We start from the raw sequence: 19,055 nt of genomic DNA on the forward strand, positions 1-19,055 counted from the left end.
CTGATCTCCGTCGCCATCGTCGTCGTGCTGCAGGCCATCTTCACTTACGCGCCCTTTATGCAGGCGTTGTTCAACACCCCGCCGCTCGACCCGGAGATGTGGTGGCATATCGCCGGCGCGAGCGTCGTGCTGTTTCTGCTCGTCGAGGTGGAGAAGGCCATTTTCCGGCGGCCCGCCAAGGCTCCTGCGCTTCGTGGCGTTCCCGCGGCGCCGGCGGCTGGCGCGGCCGCTGTCGTGGCGCCTGGCGATTGGGTCCGACCTGTCGTCGCCGGTCTATTGGGGCTGCTCATCATTGTCGTGAGCGGCGCGTTCTATCTTCACACGCGGGTTAGTCTCACGCGCGAGGAAGCGTCTGCTGGTCGAACGGTCGACGTCAGCGGCGTAATCGTCCCGGTCGCGCAGACGCCGATCAATGCGCCGGCGGCGGGCGTCGTCGCGACGCTCTCTTGCGACGTCGGCGCGCAAGTGGAGAAGGGCGAAACCTGCGCGACGCTTGCGCCATCTTCCTCCGACGAGGCTCTGGCGCGCGAGAAAAGCGCTCTGGCGGCCGCTGAGCGGCAATTGACACGGCGCGAGCGCGCGCAGGCGAGGGTGCAGGCGAATCTCGACAGACGGGAGGCGCGGTCAGGGCGTCGCGCGGCCAGCCGCAAGGCGCTGAGCGCGGCGCGTCGCGCTCTGGCGCGGGCGCGGGCGCAAGTCGAGCCCGCTGAAGCGGAAGTCGCTCTTCGCCGGGAGGCGGTGACGAAGGCGGAGGCGGGTCGAGTGGGCGCCGCGATTGTCGCGCCGGTCGCAGGTTTCGTCATAGAGCGAAGGGCTGCTGTCGGCGCGCGCGTTGAAACGGGCGCGCCGCTGTTCATGATCGGCGACGCCAAGATCGTTCGCTTTCATGCGAAGGCGGAGGGGGAGGGCGCCCTGGCGATCGCGCCGGGCGCAGAGGCGGTCGTGACAAGTGAGTCGGTCCCTGGCCGGACGTTTTCAGGAAAGGTGGCCGAGGCGCGCCGATCAGAATTGGGCGCGTCCGTCGACGTCGTCGTCGAGGTCAATAATCCCGAGCTGGCGCTTCGACCGGGAATGGCGGCTTCGGCGCGTATCGGAATCGAGGAGCGGGCGGCCGCATCAAGCGCCCTGTGAGCAGGCGCGGGCTGGAGACAATCCCGAGGCGGTCTCGCGCCCGCGCGGTTTTTTCGTCCAGCGCTCCGATCGTCTTGCGTTCGCCTGAGTTCGTTGCGGACATTCGGACATCAGAGCGGAATTACGGTGCTGCTAACAGATCCAGACCCAACCGCCGGGGATTGGACGCCAGCAGCGACCTACGCCATAGGGATACCAACGGCCTCCCCAGAAGCGGCCTCGTCCGCCGTGACCCCAGTGTCGGCCACGGTCCCAACGCCCGCCATGACGCCAGCCGCCGCCGCCGTGCCAGCCGCCGCGACCAGCGTCCCAGCCACCCCCACGGCGCATATCGCCGCCTCGACCCCCGTCGCCGCCTCGACCGCCGCCTCTGTGATCGCCGGGCCCAGCCTGCGTAGCCGATGGCAAAGCAAGCGCGCTTGCCAGTGCGAGGACTAGGGATAACTTGCGTAGCATAGCTGCCTCCGTTTCAGACCTGAAGCAGAGCGCCATGAACGCTCCCTTCGTTCTGCGGGATGAAGCGAACTAACTACGTCACCAGCTGTGGGCGGCAATAACGAGCGCCTTTTTTTATCCCTGGCCTATCCTTATCCAGGCGCCGCTTTTTTCGCGGAATCAAGACCGCCTGGCAGGCCAGGCAGGACTCGAAACTGCAACCAGACCGTTATGAGCGGCGGAACATGGATAGACTAGACTGCCCGAATTCCGGGTGGCATCTGGCGGATTCTGTGGCTCCCCTGCATTCAGAGCCAAACTCAGCATGTCACTGAGTTGAGCTGTCCAAAAATCATCGCGATTTAGTTAGCTGACGAGGCGAACGCGAGGCATAAATAGGCGTTGGCGGCCAAATCAATTAGATAATTCATCCGTGGTGCCCCTGGCCGGAGACCAACCAGTTAGATAACGAACTGAATTAAAGCAGAATAATAAATCTGTGGATTGCCTGATACCAACGCGACTACCAACGTCCGCAAGTCACTATGCCGGTTCGGCTCCGAATTTAAGGTCGAGTGTGGGGGGTCTGCGAAAGTTTTCCGGTCATTTTTTCGAGGGCGTCGCCAATAGGGCAAGTCCTATTTTTCTGAGCATAAAATTGTGAATTCAATCTATTAGGGTTTGACGCTCCTAACCTGCAATCAAATAGGAGATATCCTACAGCCTTGCGCTTTTATTCTTGTGCGCTCAATTTCGTCGTCATGTATCAACCGGCGCACGAGGCCAGATCATGCGTGAAAAAATCTCCACGATCACGACTGCGGATCGATTCGAGTATGGTGAATTTTCGCTCAAGGAAATTTGCCAGCTCAAGAACGTCTGTCTGACGAGGGTTTACAACGACATCAACAGCGGTCTGTTGCCGGTCGTGAAGCGCGGCCGGAGCACGCGCGTTCTTGGTCGTGACGCTCGTAACTACGTGCCCGGCGAGGGAGTCGCCGGAGAGGCGGCGCGCGTCGCGCCGGCGGCCGAGTCTGCGCCGCAAAAGAAGCGCGGTCGCCCGCGCAAAGTCGAGACTGTCGCTGCCGCGTGATCTTTTCGGCGAGCGCGTACTGCGCGCTCTGCGAAGCGATCGCTTCCCCTGCCACGGGACCTGCCACGGAGAAAACCATGAACAATCGTGAGAGAAAAAATGCACGCACAAGAAACAGCGGGCGACCGCTGCGTTAGAAATGAAAAAGCCGCCCGGGCGAGGGCGACTTTTCCAGAAGATAGAGATCGCCGAGCGCTCAAACCCGACACCAACAAAATAGGATCGGCCCCACGCAGCGTCAACAACATTCGCCACGGCGCAGCTGCTCGCCGACTTGGTGATTTGCGCCGAGCCATGGCGCCCGAAACCGGCCGCGCTCGTTCGATGGGATATTGGGAAGTTTTCGGCTTCCTCGCCGCGAACGCGCTCACGCTCTTCAGGCCGGGTCGTTATTTTGAGCCGGGCCGAAAGGTGCCGCAGCGCTGGCCTGAAGCGACGGTCGAGACTGCTCTGGGCGCGAAGAATTCGCCAGCGCGCCTGGCCATACATGCGCAGGTAGATCGGCACGGGATCTATATCGGGGAGCGGATCCTGGACTCCATCGCTGAAGGCATGCGCGACGGCGAGCGCTGGACCGCAACGAATCGCTGCCTGGTAAGTCCACAAGAGGCGGCGCGGCGCCTTGGCGTCGATTATGAAGAACGCGAAGATCTCTGCCTTCGTTCGATCGGCGCCGTCGACTCGACTCCAGAAGTCATTCGGGCGCAGGCCCGCGATAAGAAACTCGAACGCGATCGGGCACAAAAAGAAACAATGCGTCGGGCGGGCGGCGCTCAGCCTCGAGAAGAATACGAGCGGAATTCAGCCTCGAGAACTCGTCCATGGGAAGCCCTCGGCATTTCCCGTCGGACCTATTACCGGCGCTTGAAAGAGGCCGACGGTCGTGATGGCACAAGTCCGTCGCTCCACAATAAAGAACCCTACGGGTTCTTAGATAATTCTCCTGGCGACGGACTTGTGCCACGCCCTACGCCAACGGATGATTTTTCGATCGATCGAAGATCCTCTCAAGCGATCGGCCATCCTTCTTCGCTCGGAAATTCGAGCGATAGCGAGAAAACCTCTCAGCTCGCGGCCCTTGCGCAGAATATTGCGCAGCGCTTGTCAGCGCCTGGCGGCGCTGATTGTGGGCGGCCCAACCTGTCGCTATCCGAGCTCGCGCTGCTGGCGCTCTATATGCGCGAACGATCTTCCGGACGGATCCGGGAGGCCGCACGATGAGCAAGCCTCGTCAGACCCGCGAGGAATATCTCGCGCGCTCGCTTTCTCGCTGTCGCCCATGGGAGGAAGAAGGCGTTTCGCGTCGGAGCTGGTATCGCCGGCGTGGCACAAGTGCCGCGGATCCGCAGCATGCCGCTGGCACAAGTCCGAGCCAGACCGACGCAGCTGACGCAGACGATGGCACAAGTGCACGCCTCGATGAAGCACGCGCCGGCGTCGAAGCGCTCTACAAGGAAATGGAGGCCGAGCGAGAGCGCCGCGCGAATTGGTGGAAAGCGCCTCTCGACGACCAGCCCGATTCGCTCGTGATGCGGAATATCGTCCGCGACGAAACGGTCACAATCGGCCTCGACGGCGACCGGAGGCGGGAGAGGAAGCGGCCGAGCCCGACGCCCCGGATGTGGTACGACGATAGCCCCTTGGGGTTTTAGGCTCCCGGGGCCCAAAACCCCGGCGGGGAATTTCTCGCCAGCTGGCGGAAAAATCAAAAGAGGCCGCCGCTCTCGTTGGCGTCTCGGGGATTTTTGGAGCGCGCGGGACCAAAAATCTGCCTTTGCTGATTTTCGGCTCCGCGTGATCCGAAAATGAAAAGGACTCGCCGAATTTTGGCGCGCGCGGGTCCAAAAATCAGATGCGACGGAGAATGGGTTGGGCATGCAAAGGCAGATCGCGCAGCTACAGAGTAAGCGACAAGGAAGTTGCGGGGCGCTTCAGCGCCGCTGGGGAGCCGTATATAGCCAATGCGCATCACGGCTCTCGCTGCGGTGATTACGCTATCGCAGCGACCAGAAAAGACCACCAGGTCAGGCGGCAAACACCAATCAACCGGGACTTCAAACAGACCGAGGAACAAGACCCATCAAAGCGCGCCGAGAACATCGAAAAAGCCCATGCGCCTCTTTCACGCGCGCGACGGGAAAATTTCGACCACGCGCAGCGGCGGCGCAAAAAAGCCCGCCGGTGAGGGCGGGCCTTTCGAGGTCGGAGGCGATCAGGCGGCGTCTCGGGCCCGCTGAATCAGCCGGCGGGCGACGCCAAGCTCTTTGGCCAGCGAATAGACTGTGGCGCCCTTCGCCAGGCGGGCGCGGATTTCGGCGCGCTGCGCATCGGTGAGCCTTGCGGGACGTCCCGGCGCCTTGCCCTCGGCCCTTGCCCGCTCCATTCCGGCTGCAGTGCGCTCGCGCAAGAGATCGCGCTCAAATTCTGCGACGGCGCTCAGGACTCCCATCACCATCTTGCCGGCGGCTGAGGTCAAATCGGCGCCGCCCAGGGCCAGACAATGGACACGGACGCCGCGCTCGGCGAGGGCGTCAACGGTCTGCCTCACGTCGATGACGTTTCTGCCCAAACGGTCCAGCTTGGTCACAACGAGGACGTCGCCGGCCTCCAGTCGGTCGAGAAGCTTGGCGAATCCCGGCCGCTGAGCGGCCTGAACGCCGCCGCTGATCGTCTCTTCGACAACGCGGCGCCGATCGATGGAAAAACCGGCGGCTTCGATCTCCCGGATCTGGTTCTCGGTGGTCTGATCGACGGTCGAAACTCTGCAATAAGCGAAAACCCGTGACACGGCTCTCTCCATATGTGCGAATATGGCAGACATTAGCGCACATATGCGCAAAACATGCAATCGCTACTTTTGCACAGGTGTATTTTTAGCCTGTGCGAATACGAACGTTTTTGCACCCATTCAAATCTGGGCGTCACCCGCCTCATTTCGTTCCTGCGCCGTTCTTGCCAAGCTTCGATGTGAGGCGTATTCACATTGAAAGTGATTCGCGCGGCGTCCGCGCACAGTTTGAGCGGCAATGTCAATGACGAAGTCCGCAGCTCGCCCGAAAAGGGCTTCCGGCAAGAGCGGCCGCACATTCCGGCCGGACCGGCTGCCCGGCCTCGATCTTCGTTCCGCCGCCGGCCAACTATATGCCCGCCACTTCCGTGACCTTGCCCGTGAGTTCCCGGAAGGCGATCATGCCGCCATTCGCGACCTGGCCGCGCTCGCCGCGCAGCTTGATCAGGCGCAAGGCGAGGCCATCGGCTCTGACGATCCAAAGATGCGCGTCCGCGCCCGGAGCGATGCGCTGCGCCTGAGCCGGCTTGTCGCCAAGAAGCGAGCGGTCCTGAGCGCCGCCGGTCCGGCGCCTAAGACCGCGCTCGACGATATCCTGGCGCGTCACCAGGAGCAGGCATGAAGCCGCTGCTCAGCCTTCGCGCCGCGCTTGAGGATCCGCACCTCCTCGGGCCCGTCATGGGCGGCGACAGCCGGGAGCCGATGCGGGCGCTGTTGCTGGCCTCGCAGGGCGAGGAGCTGACGGCGTCCGAGCTTTCGCACTTCCATCGCCTGACAGGCCGCGAGACATCGCCCACGGAGCGCGTCGAAGAGGCGCTGATCATCGCTGGCCGCAGAGCCGGCAAATCATCGGGCGTCGCGGCTTTGGCCGTCTATGCGGCTGCGCTGTGCGACTATTCTGACAGGCTGCAGGCCGGCGAGCGCGGTGTCGTGCTCATCACCGCCGAAAACACCAAGCAAGCCCGCGTGATCTTGGGCTACATCGCCGGCGTGTTCGACGGAAACGCGGCGCTCCGCAGCCTCATCACGAATCGCACGTCGAGCTCGCTAAGCCTGTCCAATCAAATCGACGTCGAGGTCAGGGCTTGCGACTTCCGCAGCTTACGCGGGCTCACGCTCGTCATGGCGATCGCCGACGAAATCAGCTTCTGGCGCGATGACAGCGGCGGCTCGAGCAATCCTGACACGGAGGTCATCGAATCCATCCGGCCAGGCCTGGCGACGGCGTCGGGCCAGCTCGTGGCCATCACGTCGCCGTATAGCAGGCGCGGCTACGCCTTCACCACCTTCTCACGACATCACGGCAAGGACGGCGATCCGCGCATCCTTGTCGCGAAAGGCGCTACGCGCGATTTCAACTCGACGATTCCGCAGTCCGTCATCGACCGCGCGTATGAGCGCGATCCCCAGGTCGCGGCGTCTGAGTGGGGCGGCGAGTTTCGAAGCGACCTCGAGCAATTCGTGCGCCGCGAAGTCGTCATCGCGTGCACGGTGCCGAACCGCTTCGAGCTGCCGCGCGCAGCCGGTGTCCGTTACGCCGGTTTCACGGATCCTTCTGGCGGCAGCGCGGACAGTTTCACACTGGCCATCGGCCATGCCGAGGGCGACCTTGTCGTCATCGACGCGCTGAGGGAGCGGCGGCCGCCCTTTAATCCATCCGACGTCGTCGCCGAATATGCCGATTTGCTGAAGAGTTACGGCGTGAGCCGAATCGAGGGCGACAACTACGCCGGCCAGTGGCCGAAAGAGCAGTTCCGCAAGCGCGGCATCAACTATGAGCCGTGCGGCCGGCCAAAGAGCACACTCTACCTCGAGCTGTTGCCTCGGTTGAACGGCGGACGGGTCGAGCTCCTCGATCACCCGCGCATGGCGGCGCAGCTGATCGCCCTGGAGAGACGAACAAGCAGAAGCGGAAAAGATAGCGTCGACCATCCCGCCGGCGCCGGAGCCCGCGACGACATCATCAACTCAGTCGCCGGAGTCGTCGCGATGGCCGGTTCCCCGGCCACGGCGCCGACGGCGTTCAGCATGCCGTTCAGGTGGGGGTGATGATGCAAAAAACACCGGCAACTGTCGCGACGCCGAGTGCCGAAGTCGAGGCGATGCAGGATGACATCGGACTGATCGTCGATGTTCGTGCTGGCCTCAAAGCCATGCGCGCAAAGGCTGGCGTTTACCTCCCGCGTTACGCCGCGGAAGACGATGCTGAGTGGCGCCGACGCGTGGCGTGCTCGCCGTGGCGCGGGGAGTTCAGCGATGTTTTGCTGACCTTGGCCTCGAAGCCCTTCTCTCGCGCGGTCGGTTTCGCCGAAGGCGCGCCGGAGCCGATTTTAAGGTTCGCCGATGACGTCGACGCGCGCGGGAACTGCCTTCACGTGTTCGCGCGCAAGCTCTTCCGCGACGCGCTGGCGAACGGCGTCTCGCTGATCTTGGTCGACTACCCGCCGAACGGCGCGCGCACGCTTGCCGATGAGAAGCGGCTCGGTTTGAGGCCTTACTGGTCACATTATCCAGCCGAGACAATCATCGCGTGCCGGACCGAACGCATCGGCGGCCGCGAACGCATCGTCCACCTGCGCTTGCGTGAATGCGTGACAGAACCGGATGGCCAATGGGGCGAGACGCAGATCGAACAGGTCCGCGTGCTGGAGCCTGGGACCTGGCAGACCTGGCGAAAGGAACAATCGCCGAATGGGGTTGCAGAAGATTGGGCACTCTTCGAAGAGGGGACGACTGAACCGTCCGACGACGGCGTTAAGGCGGTGCCGCTCTTCCTTGGCGAGCGCATGGGCGCGATCCGCGCGCGGCCGCCGCTGCGCGACCTCGCCGACATGCAGGTCGAACTGTTCAGAGCTCTCAGCCGTCAGGAAGAAATTTTGACGTACGCCGGCTCGCCGATGCTTTCCGCGAGCGGCGTCGAGCGCCCGCAAGATGCGAGCGAAATGGCGGTCGGCCCCAAGGTGTGCCTTTTCGCGCCGCCTGGTCCGGACGGCCGAAACGGCTCCTACTCCTACATCCAACCCGACGCCCGGAATCTGAAGGAAATCCGCGAGCACGTCGCTTCGATCATCGAAAACATGCAGCGACTCGGCATGGCGCCGACGATCGAGCGCGATGGCGATGTTTCAGCAACGGAATTCGCGATCGCGTCGGCTAAGGCGCACAGCGCTTTGCAGAGCTGGGCTTTGAATTTGAAGGACGCGCTCGAGCAGGCCTTCACGTTCACGGTGCCCTGGATGAATCATGACGATCGGAGAGCGATCGGCGCCTGGCCGATAGCCGTCGACGTCCATACCGACTTCTCCGCCGACATCATGGCGGCGGCCGAGGCCAGCGTCATCCTCAACGCCGAGAAGGAGCGCGTGATCTCCAAGCAGACGGCGCGCGATGAGCTCGCGCGGCGCGGGATGCTGGGACCGAATTTTGACCCTGTTGAAGAAGATCGCCGCCTTGCGGCCGCAGAAAGGAACGAGACGTGACTTTGGAAGAATTGATCAATGCCCGCTCCATCGCCGGCTCGACTTATGCCGCGGCAATCGAGGCGCTACATGTCGCCTATGTCAATCTCGCCGCTATCGATCAGGCGCTGATGAACGGCGGCATCGGCCATGACGGCGCGCCGGACGTGCGGACCTTCGCCGAACTGCCGCAGCATCAGGAAGCGTTCGCGCACCCTGTCTTCGCGCCACGCGGAGAGGGGGTGTGTTGGCGCAGCGAAATCACGTCACGTCGCGACGAAATCTTGAAAGGATTCGAGCAATGACCCCGAGTGAACTCCGCATCAAGAACTTCCTCAAACGCGTCCCGCCGAACGCGCCGCCGGCGGTCGCGAGGAATGTCGAAACAGCGCTCAAGCTCGCCGATCGATTCAGCGAGAAGGCAGCGGAGATCCGCAGCAACCAGAAACTATCCGCCCAGGGCAAGCGAGAAGAGCTGGTAGTCGTCGCCTCCAAGGGCTTCGCCGCGCACTACAGCCAGCTCCGCAAGGAAGTTGACAAGGCGCTCGCCGGCATTGCTGGCGAGATCGGCGGCCTGAAGAAAAGGGCGGTTGAGTTGCTCTCGGACGGCTTTAGCGCAGAGCTGCGTCGGGAGGCCCGCGGCCGGCTTCACATGCTCACACCAAACGATCGTCGCCGGCTTGCGCTAGAGACCGACGATCGGCTGCTCCAAGCGGCCATTCTAGAAGTCTCGCCGTTCCTCGCCGGACTGGATCCCGATATCCACGCTGCGGTCGAGCAGCGCATTGTGGAGAGCATGTTTTCGGAGCGCCTTGCCCAATTGGAGATCGAGCATAACGCGTGGGAAAACGCCAGCGCGGCTTGCACAGTCGCGGCGGACGAAATCGCGAGAGAGGTAGGCGTCACCAGGGAAGGTTTCGGAAAGCTCGCAAGGCCAGAGGCAGCATAAGGTTCGCGCCACCTGAGCTGCACAGGCCGCGCGTGGCGGCGGCGGGTTTCTCCCACACCCGTCGCCGCCCAAGGCAAAGGGATGCTGCGATGGATCCGCTTCAACAGGCAAAGCGCTTTCTTCTTTCCCATGAGTCGTCTCAGGTCATCGATGATCTGGCCTTAAAGCTCGCCGGCAAGCCCATTGAAGAAAAGCGCGCCGAGATCACATCAGCTGCGGAGGACTTCGCCGCCGAGCTTCATCGCCAGGGCGCCTCGCTGGAATTCATTCGCGCCTGTCGGGTGACGTTCGAGGTCTTGTTGTTGGAAAAAATCGAAGTCGCCGAAGCGGGAGGGAGGGAGCCTTGCCGATCACACTGAACGAATTTGCAAACATGCTCATGGACGCCGCGCGCGTGAGCGAGGCTGAAGGCGAAGGGATCACACGCGCGTGCAAACTCGTCGCGCGCAAGGCTCGCGGGATGATCGGAGTAGACCAGCCTTTCTGGCCGCCGCTCGCCGAGTCGACGATCGAAGATAAGGCGCGCCAGGGCTACAAGGTTCCGGCGCCGCTGTTGCGAGAAGGCGACTTAAAGAGGTCGATCAAAGTGGATGCGCCATATCGAAACGGCGAGGAAGTCTTCGGGTATGTTTACTCGGACTCGCCGATCGCACGCTATCAGGAACTCGGGACGGTCAAAATCCCGCCGCGCCCGTTCCTGTCGACGGCGGCAATGGCCTGCGAGCCGCAAGTGCACCAAATATTGGCTGCGTCATTCTTCAAAGCGCGATTTGACCGATGGCATCTCATCTCGCATATCCTTCACAAGGCCTGGGACGACGCCAAAGAGCTTGCCGAAATGGACGAAGACGAAAAGCAATGATGTGCATGATCGTCACCATCCTCGCACTCGCCGCCGCGCCCGCGTTCGCTGGCGATTGCAGATACGGCAACTACGCCGGCCAATCGGTCGTCACCTGCGATAACGGCGATGTCGAATCGCGCGGCCCTCGCGGTTCCCGCTCCTACGGAATCCGCAACGGCGGGTTCGATCGATATCCAGGCTACGCGCCGCCGCCGTGGGCGCTGGGGAGGCGAGAAGCGAGATAGCGCTATCAGGCTAGCTCTAGCTGAGTCGACGCGCCCAGCGCCTTGTCACGCTTGCTCTCGCCGGATCAGCGGATATGGTGTGCGCCTCGCCTGTCGGATCGGCAGGCATGTTCTGTCCCCTTTGCCCGCGGCTTCACGGTCGCGGGTTCTTTTTGCAAACCGTTGCGGCGACATGCCTAATTGAATCTTGGAGCGCATGCGCCCAAAGATCCGCGCATGATCCGCGTTCCGATCGCTAACGCCGTGATCGCATCCATCGTCGTCGCCGAGATTCTGGGCGGCATGATGCTGCTGATTCAGATTCACCGCTGAGGTGAGCGCGGGCTCGAGCATCCGATCGTTCTGGACAAAGAAGGCCGAGTCCTCGACGGCCGTAACCGCCTCGCCGCGTGCAGGCTCGCCGGGGTCGAGCCCAGCTTCACGACTTACGAAGGCGCCGACCCGGACGGCTATGCGCTGGAGGTCAACGTCAATCGCCGGCACATGAGCAAAGGTGCGCGCGCGATGGCCGTCGCGATGGCCTATCCCGAGCCAGAGAAGGGCGGGCGCGGCAAGAAAGCGTTGAATAATTCAACGGTTTTGGGCTTCGATAAAGCGCTGCTTTCAAACGCCCGCTTCGTGCTCCGCGTGACTCCCACCGTCGCGCAATCGGTGATCGCCGGGGAGAAGCCGCTTGCCGTCGCCTATGACGAGGCGAAGGTGATCGAGTCCGAGCGCGCCGAGTTCACGCGCAAGCTGATGCGCTTGAAATCGAAGCGCTGGCGAAGCGGCGCCTTGCCGATGAGTACGATGCCGCCCAGGATCGGGGGGAGGTTCAGTCGCAGGGCGGGGATAGAACCAAACTTCCAGAAGAGAAGTTTGCTCCGGCGACAGCCTCCGACCTCGGCCTCACCCACAAGGAAATCCACGAGGCCCGTCAGATCCGCGACGCCGAGCGCCAGGCTTGCGAAATTCGTCTGCGCGCCGAGCGCCGCGCCGGCGAGCTGCTGAAGGACTTGGAGAAGGCGGTCGGCGGGAGGCCGTCGAAAACTAAGGGGGGCGTCACCCCTAGTTTCCCAACGAAGAAACAGCAAATTGAGCAGGCTGGTTTGACGCATGATCAGGCCAAGACGTTTCAGCGCCTCGCGTCTGTCCCGCAAGAAACCTTCGAGCAAGAGCTCGCAAAATCAAGTAATAGTGCAGTGCAATTCCATATTCAAAAGTAGGATGGCTGCTTAAACAAAGTAGGATCGTTCCTACTTTCTCGCTTTTTCTTGACAATCTTTGAAGCGAGGGCATGCTTTGGGGCGGGCGGCCACGGCGCAGCAACGCCAGGACCGCCCTGATCAACGCAAGAATGGAGCTCGCGATGACCGTTCAGGATATTAGCACACGCCCCGAACTCGGTGCCGGGGCGCTCAGTTACATAGAGCTTCTACCGATCGCACAGAGGCTGCTCAGGCGTCGCAGGTTCAACGAAGCGTCAAAGATCTTGCTGCTCGCGGCGGACACAATGGTCGGGCATCCGGAACGCGACCACGTCCTTCATTGGGCCCGAGCGGCCCGCGTGAAGGCTGTCCTTCGAACCGAAGCCCGCGATCAGATCCGACTTGACCTGCCGCCAACACCGCTAAGTCGGACTCAACATTGAAAGGGCCTGACCGCTCCGCCATCATGCGCAACGCCCACAAGCGCTTCCGAGACGGCAAGCGCCTCGGGCTCCAATGGAGCTTTGGGCGCTGTTGGGCGGCGGCGAAGGAACGGCGCAAGGCTCAGGCCTTACGACTTGCGGCGTAAGATGCGCGTGCTACTCTGAGGACAGATTGACGGCCACGGCCCCCAAGCCCTTGGCCGTCACAGAGACGCCCCGACCACGGATGAACTGGCGGGGCGTTTTTGCGTTTTCGCCCTTGTCGTGACGAATCCCACGGCCTATCTTGATCACGGTCGCGCGAGCGGCATCCCGCGCCGGGAGCGATAGGGTCCAGAGACGAGCGCTCTTTCGAGCCAGTGTCCAGCGACGGAATCCAGGCAAAGTCGGGCCGCGACCTTCCTCACATCACAGTCGAAATGCGCCCGCTTGGGCGCGAGGAAGGTCACGCATGTCCATCGAAATCAGAGACCAGGCGGCGATCGCGCGTCAGCTTCAGGACGACGCCCGGTTGCTCGCCAAGTACGAAGGGCGAACCTTTCGCGCTTTCGTAAAAGTTCGCGGGAAAGATGCATGGCGGCCCAACCCATTGTCTGAGCGCCTCCGCGAGGCGCGGAAGCGGTTGGAGGATGCGAAAAGTGCCGGCGTCACGATAATTCTTCGCTGTAAAGTAGAGCGCCCCACGGCCGCGCTTAGCTGATAAACGGAAAACGAAGACAAGCTGCAGCGTGTCATTTGTGCGCCGCTGTTCGCAGAATGGATCAGCGGCGGCTTACCAAGTGGCTGCGGCGCGATACATAAGAGTTTTCGCCCTAGGTGGGGCGAAGAGGAAGATATGGGGAGGAATGCCCATGCATAAATTCTTTGGAGGGGCGGTGGGCGCGTTGTTGATGTTTGGCTTAGGAGCGAGTGCTCATGCAGCCCCAGTGCCAAATTCTCAGGGCGGCGCAATCTCCAACTCGAACCTTGTCCTTGCGGCTCAGAAAGAACGTCAAGACCGTCAGGGCGAGCGCCAGGATACCCGTAGCGGGCGCCAGGGCGAGCGTGAACAACGCCGCGACGATCGTCGCTAAGCGCCGAAGTTAGCGAATGACGATAATGTAGCCGGAAACACCTCGTGGCATTTTCGGCTACGTTTCTTTCTGGTCGAAGGCGTAGCCTATGGAGAGGCGCGCGACGCGTCGCTCATGCACGTCCCTGCGTCTCCAGCCCGGCCGGCGACGACCAGGCTTTCTTATGCGCTGGAGCCGCAGGTCGTCAGCGTCCGCGCGATCGTCTGCGCAACGGCCTTGGCGTCGACGCTGGAGAGGCGGTTGACGAGCCCGCGGCGGCTCGGATCTTCCTCGAAATAGACGTAGGCCAGGGCGACCCCGCCGGCATCTTCGACAACGAAGGACTCGGCGGCCTTGCGGATCCGGAGGGGAAGGGCGTAGGGGGGGCGGGCGTCATTCCGGTTCCTTGACTCTTACGTCACTCCCTCCCAAGCGGCGAGCGCGGCTTCACAAAGCCAAAGGACGTCGAGGATCTTGCCCTTGAACTCCATCCGAACTACCTCGGGCGCATCAGAAAAGGTTTCTCCGTCGCTGAAATAAGTCCCATCTGAGAAAGCTGCGCCTAGTCCCGTCTGAAAGTGTTGAGCCGCCAAGCCCTTGCCAGGTCCATCCTTTAATCGGAGATGTTTGCTCGTGTTCGCTATGTCCGCGAGCGCTTGCAGTCTCGGAAAGGTGACCTCGAGCTCCTTCCAAATGATCGGATGTTTCTGATTTCGGTTCACCGCCAGGCAGTCCACAAAATGATACAGAGCCGCCGCCGAGATCCATGCTCGCCTTATCGACGAAGGTTCGGCCCTAAAATCTTCGAAGCTTGGTCGACAGATCGTGTCGAGATATTCGCGTGGGGTCATTTGTGGCGCATCCCTTGGCAAGCGTTGGCCGACCTCATCTCGTCACACCTGTCGGCCCACCACGCCATCATGCGCACGCGCTCGTCCCAATAGTCGGCGCGGGCATAGGCCCGGCGGACATTGTTGCTCTCGACATGCGCGAGCTGGCGTTCGATCGCGTCGACGCTCCACAGGCCCGACTCGTTCAACATTGAGCAGGCAGTCGCCCGGAATCCGTGGGCGGTGACCTCTTCCTTGGCGTAGCCGAGCCGCCGGAGCGCCGCGTTGAAGGTGTTTTCCGAGATCGGGCGCTCCGCGCTCCGCTGGCCGGGGAAGAGCTGGGGCCCGCGGCCCAGCGAGATAGATCTGAGCTCCTCGAGCAAGGTCACCACCTGCGGCGCCAGCGGGACGCGATGCGCGCGCTTCATCTTCATCCTGCCCGCGGGGATGGACCAGACCGCCTTTTCGAGATCGAATTCGCTCCAGTCCGCGTTGCGGAGTTCTCCAGACCGCACGAAGGTCAAGGCGAGCAGCTGAAGGGCGATCCTGGTTTCCGGCTGACCTTGGTAGCCATCAATCGCGCGGAGCAGCGTGCCGAAAGGCTGGGCGTCGACGAACGCCGCCCTGTGCCTCACCTTCGGCGCGATCAGCGCGCCCTTGAGAGCTATCGTGGGGTCGTTCTCCGCCCGGTCTGTCGCGATCGCATATCGGAAGACTTCGCTCAGCACTGCCCGCAGGCGCCGAGCGGTCTCATGCTGGCCACGGGTTTCGACGGTTCGCAGAACAGCCAACACCTCGCGTGGACTCAGATCGCTGATCTGGCGCGCGCCGATCGAGGGCAGGGCGATGCTGATAAGCCATTGAAGCTTGGCGAGCGTCTTCCGGGCCTTTCCTTCCGTCGCCTTCTTCTGGAGAAATTCATCGGCGATCGCCTCGAACGTCGTGGCCGAGGACATGGCCTGGGCGGCCCTGCGGAGCCTTTTGGCGAGCATCGGGTCGCGACCCTGCGCAAGTAGCTGCTTGGCCTTGTCGCGAGCCTCTCGCGCGGCTTTGAGCCCTACGTCGGGGTAGACGCCGATCGCATAGACCTTTTGCTTCCCATCGAAGCGATAGGCGTAGCGCCAATAGCGCTTCTTCTCCGGCGTGATCCAAAGCTGGAGTCCGGCGCCATCTGAGAGCTTGATCAGCTTCTCTCCGGGCTTCGCGTTCCTGATCTGGAGTTCGGTGAGCGGCATGTTGGTATCCATGGTGGTGGTATCGTCACCATACCAGCAAACCTACCAACGGATTTTTGGGCTACCAACGCTCTTTCGTGAATGTAGGTGAAACGGAAATAGGACGCATCCTATTGTTTTGGAGGATTTAATGGAGGCTTGCGAAGGTCGGCGAAATAACCGTTGGTGCCCCTGGCCGGAGTCGAACCAGCACTCCTTGCGGAACTCGATTTTGAGTCGAGCGCGTCTACCAATTCCGCCACAGGGGCCCGGCCGGCGGGAAGCCGGCGAAGCGGCGCGGATATTAGCCGCGCCTCGGCGCCCGTCAACCCGAGAAACTTCTTTCTTCAACGCTTACGTGCTATGCGCGGGCAGCGCGCCGCGCCAACCCCGGGAACAGATGAAAAAGCTCTACGACTGGACCATGTCGCTCGCCGCGAGCCGGCATGCGCCCCTGGCGCTTGGCGCGATCGCTTTTGCCGAGAGCTCCTTCTTCCCGGTGCCGCCCGACGTGATCCTCGTGCCGATGACGCTCGCCGAGCCGAAGAAGGCCTGGTATTTCGCTGGCATCTGCACGATCGCCTCGGTCGCGGGCGGGGCGCTCGGCTACGCCTTCGGCGCGCTCTTCTATGACACGATCGGTCAGTGGCTGATCAATCTCTACGGCTACGGCGAGAAGATGGAGGCGCTGCGCGCCTTCTACGCGCAGTGGGGGGCGATCTTCATTCTGGTCAAGGGCTTCACGCCCATTCCCTTTAAGCTCGTGACCATCGTCTCGGGGCTTCTCGCCTATAATTTCCCGCTGTTCATCGTATTGTCGATGGTGACGCGGGGCGCGCGGTTTTTCGTGCTGGCTGCGGCGATCAATCGCTTTGGCGATCCGATTCGCTCGAAGCTCGAGAGCCACTTCGGACTTTTCATCGCGTCGCTGGCGGTGATCGTCGTCGCCGGCTTCGCGCTTGCGGCGAAAATGTTTTAAGCGTGCGAGTCTGTCGAATGGAGTGGCGCAGCGTCGTTCATTGCGTCGTCGAGCCGCGCAACGCATCGCTTCTCATCCTCGCCGCCGCCGTTGCGGCGATCGGCGGCGCCTGGGCTTATGAGTCGCTCGGCTATCTGCCGTGCGAACTCTGTTACAAGGAGCGCGTTCCCTATTACGCGGCTTTCGTGCTCGCGCCGCTCGCCGCCTTCGCCGCGCAGACGGGGCGGAGGGGAATGGCCCGCGCGGCCTTCCTGCTGATGGCGCTGCTCTTCGCCGGCGACGCCATGCTTTCGATCTATCATTCGGGCGTCGAGTGGAAGATTTTCGCCGGGCCGTCCGACTGCTCGGGGCCGCTGTCGACCGCGCCGTCGGTCGCCGATTTCATGAAGCAGCTTCAATCGGTGAAGGTCGTGCGCTGCGACGAGCCGAATCTATGGATTTTCGGCCTGACGCTGGCGAATTGGAACGTCGCGATTTCCGCGGCGCTGGCGGCGCTGGCGGGTTACGCTTACCGGTTTAACCGGCGCAAGTTCAACGCTGGCTCTCCTTCGCCATGACATGGCGCCGCAACACCTGATTGATTTCTGTCTGATAGCCTCTTCCCTCTGCATGGCGCTTGAACCAGTCCAATACGTCCGCATCGATGCGAATACTCACCGGCTGTTTGACGGGCTTGTAGAACGCGCCGCGACGAGCGAAAGCCCAGTTTTCGGCGGGCGCTTCAGGAATATCCTGCGTATCGATCTTGTCGTCAGACAAGGCGGCAAGCTTCTCAAGCTCGCAAAGCTCCTTGGGGCTAAACTCCTTCTTGCTCATAGCGCCTTCTCTCATGAGGCGTCGCCTTTCGCGCGCCGATGATCCGCACGCGCTCGCCTTCGTTTGCGTGGGGGTAGCAATGCACAACGACTAAAAGCGCCACTCCGCCAACAACTCCGATCGCATGCCAACGTTCTTCGCCATCCTCGAAACGGTCCGGGAGGATGACATGCAGGGGATCGTCCCAAACCCGTCGTGCAATTTCAAATGAAACGCCATGCTTGGCGACGTTTCGCCGCGCCTTGCTAGCGTCCCACTCGAATTCCACGCTCGATATCCCAATCCTGTATATACAATAATGTAAATCGGACAACAAGCGTGGCAGCACTCACCCCGCCGTCATCCTGGCGCTTGCCCGCAACTTTTCCGTCTCGCTCTTCAGCTGACCGCAGGCGGCGAGAATGTCGCGCCCGCGCGGCGTGCGCACGGGACTCGCGTAGCCGGCGTTGAAGACGATGTCGGAGAAGCGCTCGATCATCTCCCAGTCCGAACATTCGTAGGGCGCGCCCGGCCAGGGGTTAAAGGGTATGAGATTGATCTTCGCCGGCAGGCCTTTCAGGAGCCGCACCAGCTCCTTGGCGTCGGCGGGCGAGTCGTTCACGCCTTTCAGCATCACATATTCGAAGGTGATGCGCCTTGCGTTCGACGCGCCGGGATAGTCACGGCAGGCCTGCAACAGCTCCTTGATCGGATATTTCTTGTTGAGCGGCACAAGATCGTTGCGCAGCTCGTCGCGGACCGCATGCAGCGAAATCGCCAGCGCTGGCCCGCACTCCGCGCCCAGACGCTCAATCTGCGGCACGACGCCCGAGGTCGAGACGGTGATGCGGCGCTTTGACAGCGCCAGTCCGTCGCCGTCGGCCATGACCTCGACCGCCGCCATGACGCTGTCGAGATTGTAGAGCGGTTCGCCCATGCCCATGAAAACGATGTTGGAGACGGCGCGCACGCCTTCGCCCGCTGGCACCAGCCCGTCCGTCGATCGTTCGCGATCGGGAAAATCGCCGAGCCGCTGCCGGGCCACGAGCAATTGCCCGACAATCTCGGCGGTCGTCAGATTGCGCACAAGCCGCTGCGTGCCCGTGTGGCAGAAGCTGCAGTTCAAGGTGCAGCCGACCTGCGAGGAGACGCAAAGCGTTCCGCGGTCGCTTTCCGGGATATAGACGCATTCGACTTCGGCGCCCTTGTCGAAGGCGTCGACCGGCTGCAGCCGCAGCAGCCATTTGCGCGTGCCGTCGACGGAAATCCGCTCCTCGACGATCTCTGGCACGCGCAGCGCGAAGGCGTCCATGAGCTGGGCACGCATCGCCTTGGAGACATTCAGCATCTCGCCAAAGTCGCGCGCGCCGCGGAAATAGACCCAATGCCAGAGCTGCGACACACGCATGCGGATTTCGCGCTCCGGCAGGCCGAAGGCGCGCAAGGCGTCGGCGATCTCGGCGCGGGTCATTCCGGCGAGCGAAGGCTTAAGCGTCGACGTGGGCGCAGCGGAAAGATCGGATAGGCTCATGACGTCCTCGGAACAGCGTTCCTTATATCATGCCTTCGCGCAATTTTTTGAGAGGCCGCCGCTACGTCGTCGTTTGAGGGC

At 62.3% G+C, this 19,055-nt stretch carries 21 protein-coding genes and 1 tRNA gene; 14 read left to right on the top strand and 8 right to left on the bottom strand.

The window, feature by feature from the left end; translation table 11 throughout:
• A partial coding sequence (locus tag ACR65W_RS03885; RefSeq protein WP_434502296.1) for an efflux RND transporter periplasmic adaptor subunit occupies window positions 1-1,131 on the top strand: 1,131 nt, incomplete at its 5' end.
• Between the two features lie 179 nt (window positions 1,132-1,310).
• On the opposite strand, the gene ACR65W_RS03890 is transcribed toward ACR65W_RS03885, so the two are convergent.
• On the bottom strand, window positions 1,311-1,544 hold the full coding sequence (locus tag ACR65W_RS03890; protein ID WP_434502298.1) for a hypothetical protein: 234 nt from the start codon (window positions 1,542-1,544) through the stop codon (window positions 1,311-1,313).
• Between the two features lie 812 nt (window positions 1,545-2,356).
• Here ACR65W_RS03890 and ACR65W_RS03895 point away from each other — a divergent pair.
• The 3 genes from ACR65W_RS03895 to ACR65W_RS03905 all read left to right on the top strand — a co-directional run bounded on the left by ACR65W_RS03895 (window position 2,357) and on the right by ACR65W_RS03905 (window position 4,311).
• Window positions 2,357-2,659: a hypothetical protein gene (locus tag ACR65W_RS03895; RefSeq protein WP_434502300.1), complete on the top strand. Its 303-nt coding sequence runs from the start codon at window positions 2,357-2,359 to the stop codon at window positions 2,657-2,659.
• Between the two features lie 411 nt (window positions 2,660-3,070).
• The gene (locus ACR65W_RS03900) at window positions 3,071-3,880 is read left to right on the top strand and encodes a hypothetical protein (protein ID WP_434502302.1); all 810 of its coding nucleotides are present in this window, start codon (window positions 3,071-3,073) and stop codon (window positions 3,878-3,880) included.
• The gene (locus tag ACR65W_RS03905; protein ID WP_434502304.1) at window positions 3,877-4,311 is read left to right on the top strand and encodes a hypothetical protein; all 435 of its coding nucleotides are present in this window, start codon (window positions 3,877-3,879) and stop codon (window positions 4,309-4,311) included. The genes ACR65W_RS03900 and ACR65W_RS03905 overlap by 4 nt, the downstream gene beginning before the upstream one ends.
• A gap of 560 nt (window positions 4,312-4,871) precedes the next feature.
• Here ACR65W_RS03905 and ACR65W_RS03910 read toward each other — a convergent pair.
• A complete protein-coding gene (locus tag ACR65W_RS03910) occupies window positions 4,872-5,447 on the bottom strand; it encodes a recombinase family protein (protein WP_434502306.1) in 576 nt (191 codons plus the stop codon).
• A 244-nt stretch (window positions 5,448-5,691) separates the two neighbouring features.
• Between ACR65W_RS03910 and ACR65W_RS03915 the strand changes: the two genes are divergently transcribed.
• The 7 genes from ACR65W_RS03915 to ACR65W_RS03945 all read left to right on the top strand — a co-directional run bounded on the left by ACR65W_RS03915 (window position 5,692) and on the right by ACR65W_RS03945 (window position 10,716).
• Entirely contained in the window at window positions 5,692-6,069 is a 378-nt protein-coding gene (locus ACR65W_RS03915) for a hypothetical protein (RefSeq protein WP_434502308.1), read from the top strand.
• On the top strand, window positions 6,066-7,496 hold the full coding sequence (locus ACR65W_RS03920) for a hypothetical protein (RefSeq protein ID WP_434502310.1): 1,431 nt from the start codon (window positions 6,066-6,068) through the stop codon (window positions 7,494-7,496). The genes ACR65W_RS03915 and ACR65W_RS03920 overlap by 4 nt, the downstream gene beginning before the upstream one ends.
• Complete coding sequence (locus ACR65W_RS03925; protein WP_434502312.1) at window positions 7,496-8,926, top strand: DUF4055 domain-containing protein; 1,431 nt, start codon at window positions 7,496-7,498, stop codon at window positions 8,924-8,926. The genes ACR65W_RS03920 and ACR65W_RS03925 overlap by 1 nt, the downstream gene beginning before the upstream one ends.
• A complete protein-coding gene (locus ACR65W_RS03930) occupies window positions 8,923-9,210 on the top strand; it encodes a hypothetical protein (protein WP_434502314.1) in 288 nt (95 codons plus the stop codon). Before ACR65W_RS03925 ends, ACR65W_RS03930 begins: the two co-directional genes overlap by 4 nt.
• Entirely contained in the window at window positions 9,207-9,854 is a 648-nt protein-coding gene (locus tag ACR65W_RS03935; RefSeq protein WP_434502316.1) for a hypothetical protein, read from the top strand. The genes ACR65W_RS03930 and ACR65W_RS03935 overlap by 4 nt, the downstream gene beginning before the upstream one ends.
• Window positions 9,855-9,943: 89 nt before the next feature.
• A complete protein-coding gene (locus tag ACR65W_RS03940; protein WP_434502318.1) occupies window positions 9,944-10,213 on the top strand; it encodes a hypothetical protein in 270 nt (89 codons plus the stop codon).
• On the top strand, window positions 10,198-10,716 hold the full coding sequence (locus ACR65W_RS03945) for a hypothetical protein (RefSeq protein WP_434502320.1): 519 nt from the start codon (window positions 10,198-10,200) through the stop codon (window positions 10,714-10,716). The genes ACR65W_RS03940 and ACR65W_RS03945 overlap by 16 nt, the downstream gene beginning before the upstream one ends.
• Before the next feature lie 910 nt (window positions 10,717-11,626).
• Here the strand turns inward: ACR65W_RS03945 and ACR65W_RS03950 are convergent.
• The gene (locus tag ACR65W_RS03950) at window positions 11,627-12,082 is read right to left on the bottom strand and encodes a hypothetical protein (protein WP_434502322.1); all 456 of its coding nucleotides are present in this window, start codon (window positions 12,080-12,082) and stop codon (window positions 11,627-11,629) included.
• 942 nt (window positions 12,083-13,024) lie between these two features.
• On the opposite strand from ACR65W_RS03950, the gene ACR65W_RS03955 reads away from it, so the two are divergent.
• On the top strand, window positions 13,025-13,273 hold the full coding sequence (locus ACR65W_RS03955) for a hypothetical protein (protein ID WP_434502324.1): 249 nt from the start codon (window positions 13,025-13,027) through the stop codon (window positions 13,271-13,273).
• Window positions 13,274-14,472: 1,199 nt separating this feature from the next.
• On the opposite strand, the gene ACR65W_RS03960 is transcribed toward ACR65W_RS03955, so the two are convergent.
• On the bottom strand, window positions 14,473-15,702 hold the full coding sequence (locus tag ACR65W_RS03960; protein ID WP_434502326.1) for a tyrosine-type recombinase/integrase: 1,230 nt from the start codon (window positions 15,700-15,702) through the stop codon (window positions 14,473-14,475).
• A 151-nt stretch (window positions 15,703-15,853) separates the two neighbouring features.
• Window positions 15,854-15,938, bottom strand: a tRNA-Leu gene (locus ACR65W_RS03965).
• Window positions 15,939-16,069: 131 nt separating this feature from the next.
• Here ACR65W_RS03965 and ACR65W_RS03970 point away from each other — a divergent pair.
• Window positions 16,070-16,648, top strand: coding sequence for a YqaA family protein (locus ACR65W_RS03970; RefSeq protein ID WP_175095167.1), 579 nt, complete (start codon window positions 16,070-16,072; stop codon window positions 16,646-16,648).
• A gap of 17 nt (window positions 16,649-16,665) precedes the next feature.
• Window positions 16,666-17,205 carry a disulfide bond formation protein B gene (locus ACR65W_RS03975; protein WP_434502328.1) on the top strand — a complete coding sequence of 180 codons (540 nt, stop codon included), beginning with the start codon at window positions 16,666-16,668 and terminating at the stop codon, window positions 17,203-17,205.
• Here ACR65W_RS03975 and ACR65W_RS03980 read toward each other — a convergent pair.
• Genes ACR65W_RS03980 through rlmN form a run of 3 tightly spaced genes read right to left on the bottom strand, consistent with a single transcriptional unit; the run spans window position 17,180 to window position 18,974 of the window.
• The gene (locus tag ACR65W_RS03980; protein WP_434502330.1) at window positions 17,180-17,479 is read right to left on the bottom strand and encodes a BrnA antitoxin family protein; all 300 of its coding nucleotides are present in this window, start codon (window positions 17,477-17,479) and stop codon (window positions 17,180-17,182) included. The genes ACR65W_RS03975 and ACR65W_RS03980 overlap by 26 nt on opposite strands.
• Window positions 17,445-17,792, bottom strand: coding sequence for a BrnT family toxin (locus ACR65W_RS03985; protein ID WP_434502332.1), 348 nt, complete (start codon window positions 17,790-17,792; stop codon window positions 17,445-17,447). Before ACR65W_RS03985 ends, ACR65W_RS03980 begins: the two co-directional genes overlap by 35 nt.
• A complete protein-coding gene (rlmN, locus tag ACR65W_RS03990; RefSeq protein ID WP_434502334.1) occupies window positions 17,793-18,974 on the bottom strand; it encodes a 23S rRNA (adenine(2503)-C(2))-methyltransferase RlmN in 1,182 nt (393 codons plus the stop codon).
• Window positions 18,975-19,055 lie beyond the last annotated feature (81 nt).

The organism is Methylocystis sp., assembly GCF_051062815.1.
Lineage (GTDB): Bacteria > Pseudomonadota > Alphaproteobacteria > Rhizobiales > Beijerinckiaceae > Methylocystis.

Coding starts and splice junctions, on each gene's coding strand:
- ACR65W_RS03955 (WP_434502324.1), top strand. CDS start 13,025: ATGTCCATCGAAATCAGAGACCAGGCGGCGATCGCGCGTCAGCTTCAG.
- ACR65W_RS03895 (WP_434502300.1), top strand. CDS start 2,357: ATGCGTGAAAAAATCTCCACGATCACGACTGCGGATCGATTCGAGTAT.
- rlmN (WP_434502334.1), bottom strand. CDS start 18,974: ATGAGCCTATCCGATCTTTCCGCTGCGCCCACGTCGACGCTTAAGCCT.
- ACR65W_RS03975 (WP_434502328.1), top strand. CDS start 16,666: ATGGAGTGGCGCAGCGTCGTTCATTGCGTCGTCGAGCCGCGCAACGCA.
- ACR65W_RS03935 (WP_434502316.1), top strand. CDS start 9,207: ATGACCCCGAGTGAACTCCGCATCAAGAACTTCCTCAAACGCGTCCCG.
- ACR65W_RS03925 (WP_434502312.1), top strand. CDS start 7,496: ATGATGCAAAAAACACCGGCAACTGTCGCGACGCCGAGTGCCGAAGTC.
- ACR65W_RS03940 (WP_434502318.1), top strand. CDS start 9,944: ATGGATCCGCTTCAACAGGCAAAGCGCTTTCTTCTTTCCCATGAGTCG.
- ACR65W_RS03920 (WP_434502310.1), top strand. CDS start 6,066: ATGAAGCCGCTGCTCAGCCTTCGCGCCGCGCTTGAGGATCCGCACCTC.
- ACR65W_RS03970 (WP_175095167.1), top strand. CDS start 16,070: ATGAAAAAGCTCTACGACTGGACCATGTCGCTCGCCGCGAGCCGGCAT.
- ACR65W_RS03905 (WP_434502304.1), top strand. CDS start 3,877: ATGAGCAAGCCTCGTCAGACCCGCGAGGAATATCTCGCGCGCTCGCTT.
- ACR65W_RS03960 (WP_434502326.1), bottom strand. CDS start 15,702: ATGGATACCAACATGCCGCTCACCGAACTCCAGATCAGGAACGCGAAG.
- ACR65W_RS03980 (WP_434502330.1), bottom strand. CDS start 17,479: ATGAGAGAAGGCGCTATGAGCAAGAAGGAGTTTAGCCCCAAGGAGCTT.
- ACR65W_RS03915 (WP_434502308.1), top strand. CDS start 5,692: ATGACGAAGTCCGCAGCTCGCCCGAAAAGGGCTTCCGGCAAGAGCGGC.